Origin of the sequence: Pantoea sp. 18069 (assembly GCF_902706035.1) — a bacterium.
Classification (GTDB): Bacteria; Pseudomonadota; Gammaproteobacteria; order Burkholderiales; family Burkholderiaceae_C; genus Comamonas.
Genome location: NZ_CACSJA010000005.1, coordinates 65,883 through 84,024, shown reverse-complemented (window position 1 = coordinate 84,024; position 18,142 = coordinate 65,883). Strand labels below are relative to the sequence as shown.

Below are 18,142 nucleotides of genomic sequence, written 5' to 3'. Positions count from 1 at the left end.
TAGGCCTTTAGTAAAAAAAGTCGCCCGAAGATAGCTATATGAACACTCTTAAAATTGTTACTTTGCGCTTTGTGATCGAAATTTTCTTATTTCTTTTCTAGCAATAAACGGTAACTTCACCCAGCCGACGGGCGACTTATAATTCTCGAGCAAAGTCTTACCCAACCGATAAGATAGATGTTGACGTATCTCTTCTGCTTCGTGTGCATCTGCGTAACGTTCAATTGGCAGCCGCTTCAAATTAGCATTTAATTTTTTATCGTGATTAAATTCACACACTTGCTTCCAAATGGAAACGGGTAAAGTAAGAACACCGGTCACAGAATTAGTCTGTTGAACCAATACACTCCCGAGACGATAAGAAAGTTGACTTTTTACTCGATCAGCGGCACCGTACTGCTTCAAAGCTTCTATTTTTGCAAGAGCAAATTTCTCATTTTCTGCTGCTTCTGCAGCGTTCCGGGCTGTAATCTCTAACTTAAGAATCTTGTTTTCGGCGTAGAACGACTCAAATGCTTCCTGTATCTGATGCAGGTTCAGTAAAAATTGTTCGTTTACACTTTTTAGAGCTTCATTGTTTTCCAAAAGAACCACGTTCTTTTTTCTTAAAATATCAACTTCTTCGTCCCGAGCGGTCAGATTTTTTTTACTTGCAAGTAGCTGATTTTTTATTTTCTTGCTTTGATCTTCAGATATCTCTAAATTTTTTTGAATCTCAATGGTTTTATTTTGTAGCCCCACGTTTTGATCATGTTTCTTTTGCAATTCCTCTTGCATTTTATGCACATTCAACAAAAATAAGCCAGCTTCGTCCTGGCACCTCTTCAAGTGCTCCTCTGTTATTTTTTCCCTATCGGATTGCTCCTTGATATGGAGTTCACGCTGCTTCAAATCTTCACACAAAATTTTATGTTTTTTTGTCGCGCTATCAAGATTCCGCTGCGACTCAATATGATTATTCCAAAATGAAAGAGGATTAATGGTATGCTCTGCGTACTGTGGAAGGTCTGCCATTGATTGAAGATCTTCATAGCCATGATTCCACTCACCGGCCTCTACGATTATTTCTGCACTACGCTGCAATTGAGCATCAACTTTCCCTCCCTCAATTTCCAAATCAGAAGCCTTTATTTCAATTCTTAAACGTGAGTCAAGTGCATCAATAAAGACCTGCCGATTAGAATGTACTGCGGCGCTATGCACAAGCAAGCAACGTTCTGGATGCCGACTATAAAGGCCTAATAATGCTTCGTTATAGTTAAACCATCCCGAAAAAAACTGCAACAGCTTCTCTTCATTTAAAAACTGGCCAGCAAATTCACGCACTAAAGCATTTTCAGGCTTGTCATACACCAAAACAAAACAGAATTCTGGGTCTACTGCTAGCCAGTAGTCCAACAAATAGATTGCCTGCGGATCCGCCCATCCCCAAAACTTATTAATTCCGTTCGCAAGCAATAAATCCAGTGCAAGTGATTGCCATATCAGTGCAGGTTTAACCTGGACAATGGGCTGAGTGAAATCAAGCTCGCCTCCAGCCCGCTTAGCCAGATAAGAAGAAATATCAGTTGCGGGCATTCCATGCAGGCGTCCACTCTCAGGAATTTTCATCCCTAGACTATTAAGCTGGCAATGTACATCCTCCATTCCAGATGCAGGATGTCCTATCACTACAACAATGCGATTTTTTTTAGAATGATCTGTATGAAGCATAGTTTCTTGTCGCAGTAGAAAAAATAAATCTTACTATTTTTTCTTTGTTGATAAATTTATTATTAGATGTAATATCTAATTGAAAATTAAAAACCTAAAATCTCAAGAAATAATTCTTTCAAAGTCCCAAAACCACTTTTGCACTTATTGCAACTTGGTAGATGATTTGTGTCATGTCCTTCCAAAATTGACGTTTTTTCTCATCAACCTTAGGCAGTACCAGAATCTGGTCCCCTGCTCGGACTTCTGCATCGGCAAATAAACGTTTCGTATCAACTTGTTCGAATGCGCCATCGCGGCGTGCCACTACAACACGGGCATTGTCGGCCATTTGCGTAAAGCCACCGGCGCGCTCGATGTAGTCTTGCAAGGTCATACTGTCTTCGTACGCGACCGCGTTGGGGAAAAGGACTTCCCCGCTAACTAAGACCAAGTCATCCTTGCGGGGAATGCGTATCACATCAGAATTCTCCAGTAAGATTGTGTCTCGCTGGCTGGCTCGAGCAATCTGCACTTGGCCCACAGGCTCGACTTTCTTGGCGCGCTCCACCCATTGCAGGCTCAGTTCGGCCTCTTCCTTGCGCAGACGCGCTTCATCACTGCTGCCGCTGCGAGCCGTGAGCAGGCTCATTTCCAGGTTGTGCAGGCTGGTGGCCAGCATTTCCTTTTGTCGTTGCTTTACGCTTTCGCGAAAAAGCTGCACGCTTTGGGTGTCGGCATCGGCCGTGGGTGCGATTTGCCCCATGAGCGCACCCATGCGCGTGCCATAGGGCAGCACATATTCCTGGGCGCTGTTGTGTTCGCCTTCCACGCGCACGGTGATGGTGCCGGGCTTCTTGTCCGCAGTGAACTCCAACTCGTCGCCGTCGGCCAGTGCCACCATGCTGGCCTCACTCAAAGGGTAATACTCGGCGTTGCGCACACTGCCCGTGTTGCGCATTACACGTACATGGGTGGCGGTAGCAAAAGGCTTTGCAAACTCCATTAACTGCGCCACACTTTGCGTGCCGGCCTTGAACTCGAAGCGCTTGGCATTGGCGACCAAGCCCTTGACTTTGACGCGTTGTGCATGCGGCGGCACAAAGATCACATCGCCATCGGCGAGTTGCACCATGGGCATGCTGCCATCGAGCAGGAAGTCGTAAAGGTTCACCACAGCCTTGGTGGTCTGGCCGCGCTTGATGCTCACTTGCAGATAGCTGCCGCGCTCAGGGTCTACACCACCCGCCATGTCCAGATAGCGCAGCACGCTGTCCATGCTTGTGCCGTTGTATAGACCGGGGCGGTTGACATTGCCGCCCACAAACACGCGTACCGGCTGGGCTGCTGCCAGGCTTGCATAGCTGCTGACGTTATTACGGAAAGTTCTGCGCATAGCAGCTTGCACCACTGCCTGCAGTTCCTCATTGCGTGCGCCCTGCACCTTTACGGGGCCAGCATGGGGCAGGAAGATATTGCCTTTGGGGTCTACCGTGAGCGTCTCTTCAAAGGTAAAGGCCCCCCAGAGCCGCACCTGGATCTGGTCGCCGATTGCAATGGCGTAATCGGGGTTGAACTGGGTCGCACCGGGTTGGCTGAAAGCGCCCGTGAACAACTGCGCGCCAAAAACGTCGCTGATCTGGTTGTTCAAATGGTCCTGGCTTTGCGCGGCGACGGCTGTTGCAGGCAGTGCAGGTGCGCCTCCCATATTCTGTGCTGCACGGGCTTGAGCTTGGGCCCTGGCCGCGGCATTGGCGCCGTCAGCAGCCGCTGCCGATGGCGTGGCAGCACCTAGCCCCAAGCCCGTATTCAAATCGTATTGTGCCCAGGCAGGTTGCAACAGCGTCACGAGCAATGCGGCTGAAGCAACTTGCCGCAACCGGGTAACGGGTGCGATTCCGGCACGTTGCGTTTGGCTTGTCTTCATCTATGGATCAATCAATAGGTAATAGCCTGCCCAGCAACAGCTGCAGGCAGTGCAATAAGGAGCGGCCTGGGCAAGCCCAGCCACAGGCAATACTCGTCAATCACGGTGGTCCCGCACAATGGCCATCAACAGATGGGCCACGCCAGCGAGCAGCAGAATAACGATGATCCACACACTCGTGGTGTATAGGCGTCGGGGTTCTGTGGCTTCTTGCGGCAGATTGGGCTGCTGTAACACAGAGACTTTCTTGAGCGTGCGCGTGGCTTCAAGCCTGCCCTGTTCGAGTGCCGTGAGCGCGGTCTTGTACATGTCAAGCGCAAACTGCGATTGCAACTCGAGTTGCGCAAAAGCCTCGGCCGTGCGGTTCAGCGTCTTGCCGCCCGGCGCGGCAAGCTTGGCCTGCTCCTGCTGCATCTGCTTTTCCAGGGCCGTAATGCGCTGGTCGAGCAGGACGATATTCGGGTGGTCTTTCACCAGATACGCCTGCAAGGCGCCGCGCTGGGCCTGCAAGTCCGCCAACTGCCCTTGCAGGTTGGCGACGATGGTCCCAATGGCTTGCGCCGCGGCTTCGGGTGAGATCAGGCCTTTTTTCTCCTGGAAGCTCAGCAATGCCTGGCGGGTGCTTTGTACCTTGGTGTTCAAGGCCTGAACCTGACCTTCGAGAAAAGTCACCTGGTCCTGCGCAATGGCATGGGCCATGCGGTTCATGAAGCGCTCGCCCTCCTGCACCAGCGCCTGGCTGATCTGCTGCGCCACTTCGGGCCCATAGGCCTGGGCCTTGAGCACCAGCACGCCCGCGAACTCGTCGTATTCCACCTGCACGCGGCGCAGGTAATAGGCATGGAAGTCTTCGCGGCTGGCGTCGGTACCCCAAAGACGCGAAAGCCAGTCGCCTTCAGCACTGTAATGGGTACGCAGGCCCAGCTTGGCATCGAGTTGCTCGGCCATGTCGGGCGAACGCAGATGCTCGCGCAGCAGGAGCTGGTCTGCACGGTTGCCCCCCGAAGTACCCGAAATAAGGCTACCCAAATCAAGCGAAGCGCCGCTGCTCAAGCTTGTGCTTTGAATAATTAGACGTGATTCGGATACATAGCGGTCGGAAGCAATACCCAGCCAATACACCGCACTGCAAACGCAAGCGACGGCCGTCAGGCCGCGCAAAGGGGAACGTCGCAGCCATTGCAGGCTACGCTCAAGGGGAGGAGCAATTGTCATGAACTAATAATGGAGGTGCTGTCGTGGTAAGCGCGCAAGGCGTCGTCGATCTGGTCAAACCAATGCGCTTTGCCCTGGTGCAGCCAGATACCGGCCTGGCAAAAATCCTTGAGCGTGCTTTCGCTGTGCGAAACCATGATGATGCTGGCCTTGCCCACCATGTCCTTGAAGGCCTTGGCTGCCTTGGCCTGGAAAGCCCGATCGCCGGTTGCCGTGACTTCGTCCGAGATATAGACATCGAAATCGAATGCCAGCGACAATGCGAACTGCAGCCGCGATTTCATGCCCGAGGAATAGGTTTTGATGGGCTCTTCGAAGGCCGCGCCGATTTCTGCAAAGCTCTGCACCTGCTGAAGAATACGTGGAATGTCATGGTCCATGCCATGGATGCGAGCCACGAATTTGGTGTTCTGCCGCCCCGTCATGCTGCCTTGCAAACCACCGCCAAAACCCATGGGCCAAGACACCTTTGAGTGCCTCCGTACCTCGCCTTTGGAGGGGTAGTCCACGCCACCAATGATGCGTAGCAGTGTGGACTTTCCCGCGCCGTTGCCGCCCACCAGCCCGACGCTGCATCCGGCAGGAATGCTCAGGTTCACGCCCTTGAGCACCCATGGGCCCATGCCATGGTCGGTGTAGTAGCGCTTGTGTACATCGATGACCTCGATCATTGCGTCACCAATCGTTCGTTGAAGCGACGAAACAGCGCCAGTCCCGTGAACAAAAGCACCAGAGCACAGGCGTAGGCGTAACTTAGATCAAGCCCATTTACTGCATGGTAGTAAGGCGCAAAGCCCACGCGCGCGGCCTCGATGGCATGGGCCAAGGGATTGAGCAACAACCAGCCCAGATAAGGCTCCTGCACCATTGACAAGGGAAAGATGACCCCGGAGATCATCATCAATGGCATCATAATGAAGCTGACGATACGCCCCACCTCAGGGACCAGTTTGACCAGCACGCCAAACGTCATCCCCAGGCCCAGGCCACAAAGCCAGGCCAAGGTAAAGGCTTCAAGCACTTTCCATACACTGGCAGGCCATGACATCCAGCCCAGCATGGCGCCAATAAAAAACACCATGCTGCTGATCAGCAGCATGCTCAGGCCCTCGACGCCGGCACGCACCAGCACCACATCCGCAGGCCGCACCTGGCGATAGGCAAACAGCGCGCTATTTGCGTCCACGCCGTTTTGCACCTGTGACAAAGTACGTCGGAAGGTCATGAACACCAGCATGCCCACGGCAATCCACAGGGCGGTTTCGATACCGCCGATATGCCGGATACGGATGACCGTAAAGATCAATATGAGCCAAAGCACATTGACTACGGGCTCGAGCACGAGCCAGACCCACGCCATGCGCGAGCCAAACATGCGTACCATGGCTTCACGCAAAAAAAGCGCTTTCCAAACGGCTGTGGCCCTTTGGAAAGCGCCCGTTTTCAGGGTGACTTGACTCACCGCCACCCCCTTGCGTGGAACAGATGGAACAACCATTGCCGAAGTTGCACGCGCAACTCGGTATCGGGGGTCGGGGGAGTCATTGGTGGGATATATGAAAAGTAATGAAGGCCATTACGGCCTTCGGTACCGGTGCATCGCCTGAACGAGGGATGCGCCAAACGGGAGCAAAAAAATGCGTCCCTATTATGCCCGACGTGGGTTGCTCATAAATGTGTAACTCAAACTGAAAATCTCCATTTTAATAGTCAGGCACTATCGAATTTATATTTCGATACAGTCAGCAAATGATCACTAATGATCTGATTAGATATCAATCAATGATGAAAACGCCTGCTAGCAGATGTAATAGCGACAACTAACTTTTACTCATTTCATCAGAGCGCTTTCGCACCGGGCTGACGTTCACCCTCGGCAAGCTCAGCTAACGATCCCTCTCTGACGCCCACCAGCCTCGCTCCAGCAGCCGCTTCACATCACCGTGAGCTATCGCCGACTGCAGCTACTGGCAGAAGAATTCAAAGGCAACTCATCAATGACAGAGGCGATCAGGCCATCAACGATTTGTCTGTTTTTGATTCGTCTGAACGGGCCATGTCATCCGGGAATACCGTCCCCTGCTGCCGCAGTTCCTACAAAACCTATCTTGACTACCCGGCTTGGTCTTTTGCGACGCGAGGGCACAGTGAAGCTGCGTCACCGCAGCGGCAAGCATGGCTCGAGGCTGACAATCCGGCTGGAAGCAGCGTAATTTTCGCCCCATCTTCCCCTCAACGCATCCCATAAAGGTGTGATATGGCTGCACGTACTTCCGCAACGCGCCCACTGAAACAACCTTGGCTGCTATTGACCTTGGCCTTTTTTGCATTGCAGGCGGCGGGCCAGGCGTTTGCGCCCTCCCCCATTGCGGAACATGTGGCAACCGAGTTTTCGCAATGCAAGCACTTTTTCCCCGCAGGCCTGCCGCCCATCGTTCCCAAGGCGCCGCTGCAGCGTGAGTTGTGCTTCAACGGGTTTGCGGTGCTGCACAGCGGACAGACGAAGACGCCGGTGTTTGTCGCCGAACACCTGGATCGCGCCGTTCTTCAGCAGGGGCGCAATATCCAGCGCAGCGACCACTTCTATGCCGAAGCGCGGCTGCCCAGCGATGAGCGTGCGGAAGTCGGGGACTACAGGAATTCGGGCTACTCACGCGGCCATATGGCGCCCGCAGGCGACATGGGTTCGGTCGAAGGCAAGGCCCAGAGCTTCAGCCTGGCGAACATGGCGCCGCAAGACGTGGAGCTCAACAACGGCGCCTGGAACGACATCGAGCAAGCTACGCGCAAATATGTGCAGCGCGCTCAGGGCGGCGTCTATGTGTTCACCGGGCCGGTCTACTCGTCAGCGCCACAGACCATTGGCCGCAGCGGTGTCCATGTTCCACAGTTCTTCTACAAGCTGGTGTACGACCCCAGCACCGGCCGCAGTTGGGCCCATTGGCAGCCCAATGAACCCCGCCGCAAGGTGAGCGCCCCCATCAGCTACGAAGAGCTCGTGCGGCGCACCGGCATTGAGTTTGTGCCGCGTTGAACCCGTCCGCAGTCTTTCGGATCATCCACAAAGAACAAAGCGCACCGGCGCAGCGAAATGATGTGGCGTGCCAAGTGCCAAGTGCCAAGTGCCAAGATGCTGCGGTGACCTTTCGACAGGATGCCCTTCGACGGGCTCAGGGCGAACGGGAACCGGTCCCTTCAACGAGCCGGCATTACCAAAGAAGGGCGCGCTCTGCAGATTTCCCTATGGGATGGTCACGGTCAGGATTTGCGAGTTCTTGGTCGGGCTCGAATCCGAAACCAGCACGCTGTAGCTCTTGCCAGCAACAGCCTTGTCGGTCACCTTGATCTGTGCCGTGTCGGCCAGGCCACCGTGGAAGACCGGCGTCAGCCATTCTGGCGGGCTGTCCAGCATCTCCACGGTATACGGTGCCTTTCCTCCGCTGATCTGGAATCCCTTGACGTCCGCGGTAGCGGCCTTGAATTGCAAAGTGGCGGGGCGAAGGACCATGGCCGTGCTGACGCCAGCAACACCGCAGGCCTTGAGCGCCGCGAGCACGGCCGCGCGGTCCACGGTCACCAGCATGCCGTTGACGCGCTGCTGGTCCACACGGAGAAAATCCATGGCGGACTTTAGGCTGTCCATTTGCTGCTCCAGCTTTTTCATGTCGTTGATTTTCTCCAAGCCCCCACTACTAGCCTCCGAAAAGCCCTGTGCCTTCATCGCTGCCAGCAGTGCGTCCATATCCACTTTCGGCCCCCCCACCACTGACAGCAGTGCTTTCACATCCACACCGGGGGCACCAGGGGCCACTGCAGAGGCGAAACTACCCAACCCGGCAATGAGTTGCGGCACCGCCGACACATCGACCAGCAGGTCGCCCATCGCTTCGGTGACCTTGGCATGGATCTTGTCCACCGCCACACCCAGTTCGGCACCTTTTGCCTGGTGCAAAAGAGCGGCGCCGGCATTGGCACTGCGGTCTGCCTCGATCAGCGCTTCGTCCACCGTGGACAGAAGTGCGTAAGCGCTTTTCACTAGAGCGGCGCCGCCGGGTTTCACCAAGGCAGCAGTTGCTGCGGTCTGCACACGCAGCCTCTCCACCGTGGCCCGCTGTACGGACAATTGCGTGATGGCGTCCTCCAGGCCGGCAGAGCGTTTCTGGCCGATATCCATCGGCAGCGCTGCCTCCTTGGCGCAGTTGAGTGCCTTGATGCCCTGGTGCCACACTTGCACATGGCGCGCGTCAAGTTGTGTGCGGCTGAGACCGTACGTGGCGCCGCCGATCAGCGTCGCGCCCAGAATCGGGTCACGGTGGACCGTGCCGGCAGCCATCGCGACCACGGCGGCCCCCAGCCAGACCAGACCCGTGGTTGCGTTCTGCTGGGCCTGCGCGCGATCGACGATGGCTTCGTAATAGACCGCACGAAAGAATTCCAGCTTGGCCACGGCATCGCTCATATCCTTCGGCGCGCGGGTTGGCGGGGGGCTCTGCGCAACGCTATAGCCCGGCGCCTCGATGCGCATGATGGGGCTGGCGCAGCCCGTCAGAAAGGCTGCGGCCACGGCGAGCACGAGCAGGCGGCATGGCGTCGACCACGACAGGGGCGCTGCAAAGTGACTGCGGGCCTGGCAGCAACTGCGGCGCTCGGCGCCATCGCGCGCGCGTCCTTCAAAGGGAACCCCATCAAAGACGGGCATAGTTGATGACCTCCTTGTGGTCACAACGGATTCGCCAAAACTCAATGCATTGCCAAGGTGTCCCATGCCTGCTCCTTTGAATTCCAAGACTGCGAAACAGCTGACATGCCGCACTCTTGGATACAACTGTATCGTCTGGCTGCACGCAATGGTTGCACCTGAGACATTTCGCACCCCTCGATTACCCTGCGATGCACATGCATATGCTGAAGTGACCAAGAGAGCGGATTCTCTGGGCATGCGCCCTGAGCTTGCCTGGCCGGCCCAGGATGGACAGCCCCCGACCCACTCCGCGGGCCATTTAGCTCCCCAAAAAATCCGATCTGGATTAATGCCCAAAAAATTCAAGACGCGCCCCAGCCTTCGCCACCTTTGCTGCCACGTCCCCATACGGGCAAAAAGCCACGGGCGCTGAGATAATCCCCCAGATTTCACGGCCCGCTGGGTCCCTGCCCCAGTTGCGCGTGTACTTGCTGGCCAGTGCCTTGCGACACCATGGCCCTGTTGCCCAGCCCATGGCCCACGGGCAACACCAAGATGATTCAGAAAAGCCCTTGATGGGCACGAAATTGCATGACTTCCAATAGCGACAAGCCAGAATCAGCCCACCACTCGATGTGGCGCATGTCCGTGGCCCCCATGATGGATTGGTCAGACCTCCACTGCCGCTACCTGCACCGGCTGTTGACCCGCCATACGCTGCTCTATACCGAAATGGTGACCACGGGCGCGCTGCTGCATGGCGATGTGCCGCGCCACCTGCGCTTCAATGCCGAAGAGCACCCGCTCGCGCTGCAGCTGGGCGGCAGCGAGCCGGCTGATCTGGCGCGCGCCGCGCAGCTGGGCGCGCAATGGGGCTATGACGAGATCAACCTCAACTGCGGCTGCCCTAGCGAGCGCGTGCAGCGCGGCGCATTTGGCGCCTGCCTGATGAACGAGGCGCAACTGGTGGCCGACGGCGTCAAGGCCATGCGCGACGTGGTGCAGATTCCGGTGACCGTCAAGCACCGCATAGGCATCGACAAGAGCGAAAGCTACGACTTCGTGCGCGACTTCATTGGCACCGTGGCCGAAGCGGGCTGCGAAGTGTTCATCGTGCATGCGCGCAATGCCTGGCTCAAGGGCCTGTCGCCCAAGGAGAACCGTGAGGTGCCGCCGCTGCGCTATGAGGTCGTGGCCCAACTCAAGCGCGATTTTCCGCAGCTGACGATTGCCATCAACGGCGGCTTCAAGGACAGCGCGGCAGTCGCCGAGCAGCTCGAGTGCGTCGACGGCGTGATGGTCGGCCGCGAGGCCTATCACAACCCCTGGTGGCTCGCGAGCTGGGATGCGCAGTTCTACGGCGCTGCACCCAACACGTTGACGCGCGAGGCCGTCGAGGAGCAGATGGTCGACTACATGGAGCGCGAAGCGCTCGCGCATGGCACGCACTGGTACAGCATTGCGCGCCATATGCTTGGCCTGCGCCATGGGCTCGCGGGTGCGCGCCGCTGGCGCCAGGCCTGGAGCGACCACCGCCTCAAGGGCTTGCCGGCGCGCGAAGTCATGGCGATTGCGCGGGCGCCGCAGGGCCTGGGCGCCGGGGGCTGAGGCCCTTCCAGCCTGCACAAGCAAAAGGGTTTTCTCGACCTGCTTTTCCAGGATGGCAGAAGTGCTTGTGGGAATGTCTTGCACCTTCATGCCAGACAACTGCTATATTGCACTGCAACATAACAAGGTCTTGCCCATGCTTTACCAAATGTATGAAACCCAGCGCTCCCTCGTGGAGCCTTTCGCCGACTTTGCGCTCGCAGCCTCGAAGCTGTACAGCAATCCACTGTCGCCTTTCAGCCAAACACCGCTGTCCCAACGTATTTCCGCGGGGTTCGAGCTGTTCCACCGGCTGGGCAAGGACTACGAGAAACCGCAGTTCGGCATCACCACGGTGGATGTCGACGGCGTCGGCGTGACCATCATGGAGCGGGTGGAGATCGACAAGCCCTTCTGCGAGCTGCGGCGCTTCAAGCGCTTCACCGACGAAGCGGCCACGCTGCAGACCATGCTCGCGCAACCCGTGGTGCTGATCGTGGCGCCGCTGTCGGGCCATTACGCGACGCTGCTGCGCGACACCGTGCGCAGCATGCTGTCGGACCACAAGGTCTATGTCACCGACTGGAAGAACGCGCGCCTGGTTCCAATGGACCAGGGCGTGTTCCATCTCGATGACTATGTGAACTATGTGCAGGAGTTCATCCGCCACCTGCAGGGCAAGTATGGCAATTGTCATGTGGTCAGCGTGTGTCAGCCCACCGTGCCGGTGCTCGCTGCGGTATCGTTGATGGCCAGCCGCGGCGAAACCACGCCGCTGACGCTGACCATGATGGGCGGCCCCATCGACGCGCGCCGCTCGCCCACCGCAGTGAACAACCTCGCGACCAACCACAGCTACGAGTGGTTCGAGAGCAATGTGATCCACGATGTGCCGTCCAACTACCCGGGCGCGGGTAGGCGCGTGTACCCGGGCTTCCTGCAGCACACGGGCTTCGTCGCGATGAACCCCGACCGGCATGCGACCAGCCATTACGACTATTTCGAGAACCTGCTCAAGGGTGACGACACCGGCACCGAAGCGCACCGCAAGTTCTACGACGAGTACAACGCCGTGCTCGACATGGATGCGGCGTATTACCTGGAAACGATCTACACCGTGTTCCAGAACTTCTCGCTGGTCAAGGGCACCTGGGACGTGAAGTCGCCAGACGGCCAGATCGAGCGCGTGCGCCCGCAAGACATCACGGGCAGCGCCATTCTCACCGTGGAAGGCGAGCTCGACGATATCTCGGGATCGGGCCAGACGCGTGCCGCGCATGACCTGTGCACGGGTGTGCCGGCCGAGCAGCAGCAGCACCTCGAAGTCCCGGGCGCGGGCCACTACGGCATCTTCAGCGGCCGCCGCTGGCGCGAAAAGGTGTACCCGCAGGTGCGCGAGTTCATCCTCGCGCACACCACGCAGGCCCCCGTGCCGGTCGACGACGGCGTCGGCCATGACGGCCTGCCCACGCGATTGACTCCCGCCAGCCAGGCCGCTGCCGCTCCCGTCACGGCCGCCCCGGTGGTCGAAGTGGCACCAGCGCTTGCGCCCACCGCAACCCTGGATGTGTCAGTGCTCGAGATTGCACTGGAAATAGCCCAGGTCACGGCGCCTGAAACGGCCAAGACCATGCTTGAAACGGCGCTGGAACAGGGCCAGGAAGAAGCAGTGGCGACGACCGAGCAAGGCCCGCAGGTGCGCGCCCCCGCAGCGACAAAAACCAAGCCGCGCGCTGCGCGCGGATCACGCCGCAGCTGACAGGAGGACGCGTCATGCCAGCCTCCGCCCTGCAAGGCCTGGCGGCTCGCATCGACGCCGCCTTGCCGCAGACCCAGTGCACGCGCTGCGGTTATCCCGACTGCGCCGCCTATGCGCAGGCGATTGCCGACGACGCGGCCGCCATCAACCAGTGCCCACCGGGCGGCGCCGAAGGCATTGCCCGGCTCGCGGCGCTCACGGGTCGGCCCGTGCTGCCGCTTTCAGCCGAGCACGGCATCGAGTCCGTGCGCACGCTGGCCGTGATCGACGAAGCCTGGTGCATTGGCTGCACGCTGTGCATCAAGGCCTGCCCCACCGATGCGATCGTCGGCGCCAACAAGCGCATGCATACCGTGATCGCGCCGCATTGCACGGGCTGCGAGCTGTGCATACCGGTCTGCCCCGTCGACTGCATCACGCTGGTTCCGGCCAGCGGCGGCGCGACCGGCTGGGCCGCGTGGTCGCAGGAGCAGGCCACGCACGCTCTGTCGCGCTATACCCGGCGCCAGCGCCGACTCGGCGGGTCCGAACGCGCGGCGGCGCCCAAGGCGGCAATGGCTGCGGGCTTGGAGGTGGCGCTTGCCGTGACTGCGGAACCGGCTGCTGCCGCAGACCCTGTCGATGCCAAGAAAGCGGCGATTGCCGCGGCGATGGCCAGGGCCCGAGCGCAGCGGGCGGGGACTTGAGCAGGGGGCGTCTTCTCGACGCGGGTACCCTTCGACGGGCTCAGGGTGAACGGGGGGGAAGCCTGCGACGGACTCAGGACAAACGGGGGCCTTCCGCAGGTTCTGGGTGAGCCGTGGCACAGTACGCAATGTATAAAACCGTTCGGGCTGAGCCTGTCGAAGCCCTGCCTGCAAATGGCGCTGCCCTCCTTCGGTGGGCTCAGGGCTCAGAGCGAGTGGGGAACGGGAATGCGGTGGGCGAACTGTAGGTTTCCACCCTTCGACGGGCTCAGGGTGAACGGGGGGAGGCCTGCGACGGACTCAGGACAAACGGGGCCCTTCCGCAGGTTCTGGGTGCGCCGTGGAACAGCACGCAATGTAAAAACCCGTTCGGGCTGAGCCTGTCGAAGCCCTGCCTGCAAATGGCGCTGTCCTCCTTCGGCGGGCTCAGGACTCAGAGCAAGTGGGAATGGGAACGCGGTGAGCTAACTGTAGGCCCCCACCCTTCGACGGGCTCAGGGTGAACGGGGGGAGGCCTGCGACGGACTCAGGACGAACGGGGGCCTTCCGCAGGTTCTGGGTGCGCCGTGGCACAGTGCGCAATGTATAAAACCGTTCGGGCTGAGCCTGTCGAAGCCCTTTCTGCAAACGGCGCTTCCCTCCTTCGGCGGGCTCAGGACTCAGAGCGAGTGGGGAACGGGAATGCGGTGGGCTAACGTAGGCCCCCACCCTTCGACGGGCTCAGGGTGAACGGGGGGAGGCCTGCGACGGACTCAGGACGAACGGGGGCCTTCAGCAGGCTCTGGGCGAACGGGGGGTCCGCTCATCCAGAGCCCGTCGAAGGATGCTTTCGGGACAAATGCGCCAGGCGCGATACCTCCGCCCAATCCCCTCGCATCAGCGCCTCTTTCTTCTTCCGGCTCCAGCCCTTGATTTGCCGCTCGGCGGCCAGCGCTTCCTCACGCGTGGCATGCTCTTGGGCAAAGACCAGTGCTATCGGGCGACGCAAAAACGTATAGCAGTCGGGAAAAGTGCCGAACGCATGCTGCGCGATCCGCTGTTCCAGATCGTCGGTGTGTCCGGTGCAATAGCTGCCGTCGTTGCAGTGCAGCATGTAGACCCAAAAGCCCATGGGCAATTCTCGCTGCGCTGGAACAGCGTGGATAATGCGGGCAATGAATCCCCTGCTCTCCCAACTGCAGCCTTATCCGTTTGAACGGCTGCGACAGCTTTTCGCGGGGGTCACGCCCTCGCCCTTGTATCGCCCGATCAGCCTGGGCATTGGCGAGCCGCGCCACCCCACGCCGCCTTTCATCGAAGAGGTGCTGGGCAACAGCCCGGGCGCGCTGGCCAAGTACCCGGCCACGGGCGGTGACCCGCGGCTGCGTGCGGCCGCGGCGCAATGGATGAACCAGCGCTACGGCCTGGCGCTCGACCCTGCCACCCAGGTGCTGCCCGTCAACGGCTCGCGCGAAGCGCTGTTTGCGTTTGCGCAGACAGTGGTCGACTCGTCCCAGCCCGGCGCGACCGTGGTCTGCCCGAATCCGTTCTACCAGATCTACGAAGGCGCGGCCCTGCTGGCTGGCGCCAAGCCGGTCTACGTGCCCAGCGACCCGGCGCGCAATTTCGCCATCGACTGGGACGGCGTGCCCGACGCCGTCTGGCAGACCACGCAGCTGCTGTATGTCTGCTCGCCGGGCAACCCCACGGGCGCGGTCATGCCCCTGGGCGAATGGGAAAAGCTGTTCGCGCTGTCCGACCGCCATGGCTTCGTGATTGCCTCGGACGAGTGCTACAGCGAAATCTATTTCCGCGAGGAAGCGCCGCTGGGCGGCCTCGAGGCCGCATCCAAGCTGGGCCGCACGGACTTCAGGAACCTGGTGTCGTTCACCAGCCTCTCCAAGCGCAGCAATGTGCCGGGACTGCGCAGCGGTTTTGTCGCCGGCGACGCCGCGCTGCTCAAGGCCTTCCTGCTGTACCGCACCTACCACGGCGGCGCAATGAGCCCGGCCGTGCAGGAAGCGAGCATCGTGGCCTGGAACGACGAAGCGCATGTGATCGACAACCGCCGCCAGTACCGCCAGAAGTTCGCCGAAGTCACGCCGCTGCTGGCCAGCGTGATGGACGTGCGCCTGCCCGACGCCGGCTTTTATCTCTGGGCCGGCGTGCCCGAATCCCTGGGCATGGACGACGTCGAGTTCGCACGCGCGCTGTATGCTCAATACAATGTCACGGTCCTGCCGGGCAGCTATCTGGCCCGGGATGTCGCAGGCCACAACCCCGGTGCGAATCGCGTACGCATGGCCCTGGTCGCCGAGACCGCGGAATGCCTCGAAGCGGCCCGGCGCATCGTCCAATTTATCCAAAACCTGAAGAAGTAAGCTTTCATGACTCAGCAATTGCAATCCATCATCGACGCCGCCTGGGACAACCGTGCCAACCTGAGCCCCGCGAGCGCGCCCGCAGAAATCGTCGATGCCGTCGAACATGTGATCGCCCAGCTCAATGACGGCCAGCTGCGCGTTGCCACCCAGGAAGGCGTGGGCCAGTGGACCGTGCACCAGTGGATCAAGAAGGCCGTGCTGCTGTCCTTCCGCCTCAAGGACAACGTGCTGATGAATTCGGGCAGCCTGAACTTCTTCGACAAGGTGCCCACCAAGTACGAAGGCATGTCGGAAGCCGAGATCGCCGCGACCGGCGTGCGCGTCGTGCCGCCTGCCGTGGCGCGCCGCGGCTCGTTCATCGCCAAGGGCGCGATCCTGATGCCTTCCTATGTGAACATCGGCGCCTATGTGGGCGAAGGCACCATGGTCGACACCTGGGCCACGGTCGGTTCGTGCGCGCAAGTGGGCAAGAACGTCCACCTGTCGGGCGGCGTGGGCCTGGGCGGCGTGCTCGAGCCGCTGCAAGCCAACCCCACGATCATCGAAGACAACTGCTTCATCGGTGCGCGCTCGGAAGTCGTCGAAGGCGTGATCGTCGAAGAGAACTCTGTGATCTCCATGGGCGTGTACATCGGCCAGAGCACCCCCATCTATGACCGCGCAACCGGCGAAATCAGCTACGGCCGCGTGCCCGCCGGCTCGGTGGTGGTGTCGGGCAATCTGCCCAAGGACAACGGCCGCTACAGCATGTATGCCGCGATCATCGTCAAGAAGGTCGATGCCAAGACACGCTCGACCACCAGCTTGAACGATCTGCTGCGCGATTAACTTGAAACACCCCCTGAGCGGCTACTGCCGCTTCCCCCTCTCAACCTTCGGTGGAGGGGGGCGCCCGGCCAGGGACGGCAGCCTCGGTGCGGGGCGGCCCTTCCTCGCTGCCCCTGAGTTGGGTCATGCCAGTTTCCTAAGCTGTGGGTCGCGCAAGCGCCATGATTTCTTGTATAGCTAGTACAGACGAGGAAGATGACATGAGCACCATGGAGCGAATCCTGCGCCTGATGGGGGAAAAGCAGGCGTCCGACGTCTACCTTTCAGCCAACGCGCCCGCGCTGATCAAGATCCATGGCGAGTGCGTGCCGATCAACAGCCAGTTGCTGCCGCCCGACGCGCCGCGCAGCCTGCTGGCCGAGATCGTGCCGCCCGAGCGCATGCAGGAGCTCGAGCAGACCGGCGAGCTCAACATGGGCGTTCCGCTGCGCGGCGTGGGCCGTTTTCGCGTCAGCGCCATGCGCCAGCGCGGCACCTACGCGGTGGTGATCCGCTTCATTGCCCAGCATATTCCGGCGCTCGAGACGCTGAACCTGCCGCCTGTACTCAGCGAGCTGATCCTGCAAAAGCGCGGGCTGCTGCTGGTCGTGGGCGCGACGGGTTCGGGCAAGAGCACCACGCTCGCGTCGATGATCGATGCGCGCAACAAGAACGTCACGGGCCATATCCTCACCATAGAGGACCCGATCGAATACCAGTTCCGCAGCCAGCGCTCCATCGTCAACCAGCGCGAGATCGGCAGCGACACGGACTCGCTGCAGACGGCGCTCAAGAACGCGCTGCGCCAGGCGCCCGACGTGATACTGATCGGTGAGATCCGCGACCGCGAAACCATGTCGGCCGCGCTGGCCTATGCGCAGTCCGGCCACCTGTGTCTGGCGACGCTGCATGCCAACAACAGCTACCACGCGCTCAGCCGCATTCTGAGCTTCTATCCCGTGGAAGTGCGCGACACCATGCTCGGCGATCTCGCGGCTGCGCTGCGCGCCGTGGTGTCGCAGCGCCTGGTGCGCACGCCCGCGGGCCTGCGCGTGCCGGCCGTGGAAGTGATGCTCAACACCAAGCTGGTCGCCGACCTGATCGAAAAAGGCGATTTCTCGGCCGTGCGCGAAGCCATGGAAAAATCCATGGCCGAAGGCTCGCAGACTTTCGAGGAAGCGCTGGCCGCATTGATTGTCGCGGGCACCATAGACCGCAAGGAAGGCCTGGCCCATGCCGACTCGCCCACCAACCTGATGTGGCGGCTGCAAAACGATTTTCCGGGCACCAAGCCCGCGCCGCCGCCGGGCACGGAAACCAAGGCCAAGGCCGCCGCGCCCGCCGAAGACGAACACGCCTCCTTCACCGAAATCGTGCTGGACATCGGCGCCAACGGCTGAACGCGGCGGGCGCCTAGCCGCCCGC

Annotated in this window: 14 protein-coding genes; 7 read left to right on the top strand and 7 right to left on the bottom strand. The window is 59.7% G+C overall.

Going from position 1 to position 18,142, the window contains the following annotated elements:
- Positions 1–57 precede the first annotated feature (57 nt).
- The 5 genes from GVL12_RS06075 to GVL12_RS06055 form a co-directional block, all read right to left on the bottom strand.
- Positions 58–1,713 carry a hypothetical protein gene (locus GVL12_RS06075; RefSeq protein ID WP_159911899.1) on the bottom strand — a complete coding sequence of 552 codons (1,656 nt, stop codon included), beginning with the start codon at positions 1,711–1,713 and terminating at the stop codon, positions 58–60.
- Between the two features lie 118 nt (positions 1,714–1,831).
- Positions 1,832–3,619 carry an SLBB domain-containing protein gene (locus tag GVL12_RS06070; RefSeq protein WP_159911897.1) on the bottom strand — a complete coding sequence of 596 codons (1,788 nt, stop codon included), beginning with the start codon at positions 3,617–3,619 and terminating at the stop codon, positions 1,832–1,834.
- A 96-nt stretch (positions 3,620–3,715) separates the two neighbouring features.
- Positions 3,716–4,672, bottom strand: coding sequence for a hypothetical protein (locus GVL12_RS06065; RefSeq protein ID WP_200843529.1), 957 nt, complete (start codon positions 4,670–4,672; stop codon positions 3,716–3,718).
- A 158-nt stretch (positions 4,673–4,830) separates the two neighbouring features.
- Positions 4,831–5,505, bottom strand: a complete 675-nt coding sequence (locus tag GVL12_RS06060; protein ID WP_159911893.1) for an ABC transporter ATP-binding protein — start codon at positions 5,503–5,505, stop codon at positions 4,831–4,833.
- Positions 5,502–6,296, bottom strand: coding sequence for an ABC transporter permease (locus tag GVL12_RS06055; RefSeq protein ID WP_200843528.1), 795 nt, complete (start codon positions 6,294–6,296; stop codon positions 5,502–5,504). Before GVL12_RS06055 ends, GVL12_RS06060 begins: the two co-directional genes overlap by 4 nt.
- Positions 6,297–7,211: 915 nt before the next feature.
- Here GVL12_RS06055 and GVL12_RS06050 point away from each other — a divergent pair.
- The gene (locus GVL12_RS06050) at positions 7,212–7,868 is read left to right on the top strand and encodes a DNA/RNA non-specific endonuclease (protein WP_200843527.1); all 657 of its coding nucleotides are present in this window, start codon (positions 7,212–7,214) and stop codon (positions 7,866–7,868) included.
- Between the two features lie 207 nt (positions 7,869–8,075).
- Here the strand turns inward: GVL12_RS06050 and GVL12_RS06045 are convergent, their stop codons facing one another.
- Positions 8,076–9,599, bottom strand: a complete 1,524-nt coding sequence (locus GVL12_RS06045) for a hypothetical protein (protein ID WP_159911887.1) — start codon at positions 9,597–9,599, stop codon at positions 8,076–8,078.
- 507 nt (positions 9,600–10,106) lie between these two features.
- Here GVL12_RS06045 and dusA point away from each other — a divergent pair.
- From dusA to rsxB, 3 genes are all read left to right on the top strand, one after another.
- The gene (gene dusA / locus GVL12_RS06040) at positions 10,107–11,123 is read left to right on the top strand and encodes a tRNA dihydrouridine(20/20a) synthase DusA (RefSeq protein ID WP_159911885.1); all 1,017 of its coding nucleotides are present in this window, start codon (positions 10,107–10,109) and stop codon (positions 11,121–11,123) included.
- A gap of 136 nt (positions 11,124–11,259) precedes the next feature.
- A complete protein-coding gene (locus tag GVL12_RS06035; RefSeq protein WP_159911883.1) occupies positions 11,260–12,861 on the top strand; it encodes a polyhydroxyalkanoate depolymerase in 1,602 nt (533 codons plus the stop codon).
- Between the two features lie 14 nt (positions 12,862–12,875).
- Positions 12,876–13,547: an electron transport complex subunit RsxB gene (gene rsxB, locus GVL12_RS06030; RefSeq protein WP_159911881.1), complete on the top strand. Its 672-nt coding sequence runs from the start codon at positions 12,876–12,878 to the stop codon at positions 13,545–13,547.
- Between the two features lie 802 nt (positions 13,548–14,349).
- Here the strand turns inward: rsxB and GVL12_RS06025 are convergent.
- On the bottom strand, positions 14,350–14,658 hold the full coding sequence (locus GVL12_RS06025) for a GIY-YIG nuclease family protein (protein ID WP_159911879.1): 309 nt from the start codon (positions 14,656–14,658) through the stop codon (positions 14,350–14,352).
- Between the two features lie 43 nt (positions 14,659–14,701).
- On the opposite strand from GVL12_RS06025, the gene dapC reads away from it, so the two are divergent.
- From dapC to GVL12_RS06010, 3 genes are all read left to right on the top strand, one after another.
- The gene (gene dapC / locus GVL12_RS06020) at positions 14,702–15,907 is read left to right on the top strand and encodes a succinyldiaminopimelate transaminase (protein ID WP_159911877.1); all 1,206 of its coding nucleotides are present in this window, start codon (positions 14,702–14,704) and stop codon (positions 15,905–15,907) included.
- A 6-nt stretch (positions 15,908–15,913) separates the two neighbouring features.
- Positions 15,914–16,738 carry a 2,3,4,5-tetrahydropyridine-2,6-dicarboxylate N-succinyltransferase gene (gene dapD / locus GVL12_RS06015; protein ID WP_159911875.1) on the top strand — a complete coding sequence of 275 codons (825 nt, stop codon included), beginning with the start codon at positions 15,914–15,916 and terminating at the stop codon, positions 16,736–16,738.
- A 200-nt stretch (positions 16,739–16,938) separates the two neighbouring features.
- On the top strand, positions 16,939–18,117 hold the full coding sequence (locus GVL12_RS06010; protein ID WP_159911873.1) for a PilT/PilU family type 4a pilus ATPase: 1,179 nt from the start codon (positions 16,939–16,941) through the stop codon (positions 18,115–18,117).
- The last annotated feature ends 25 nt before the right edge of the window (positions 18,118–18,142 follow it).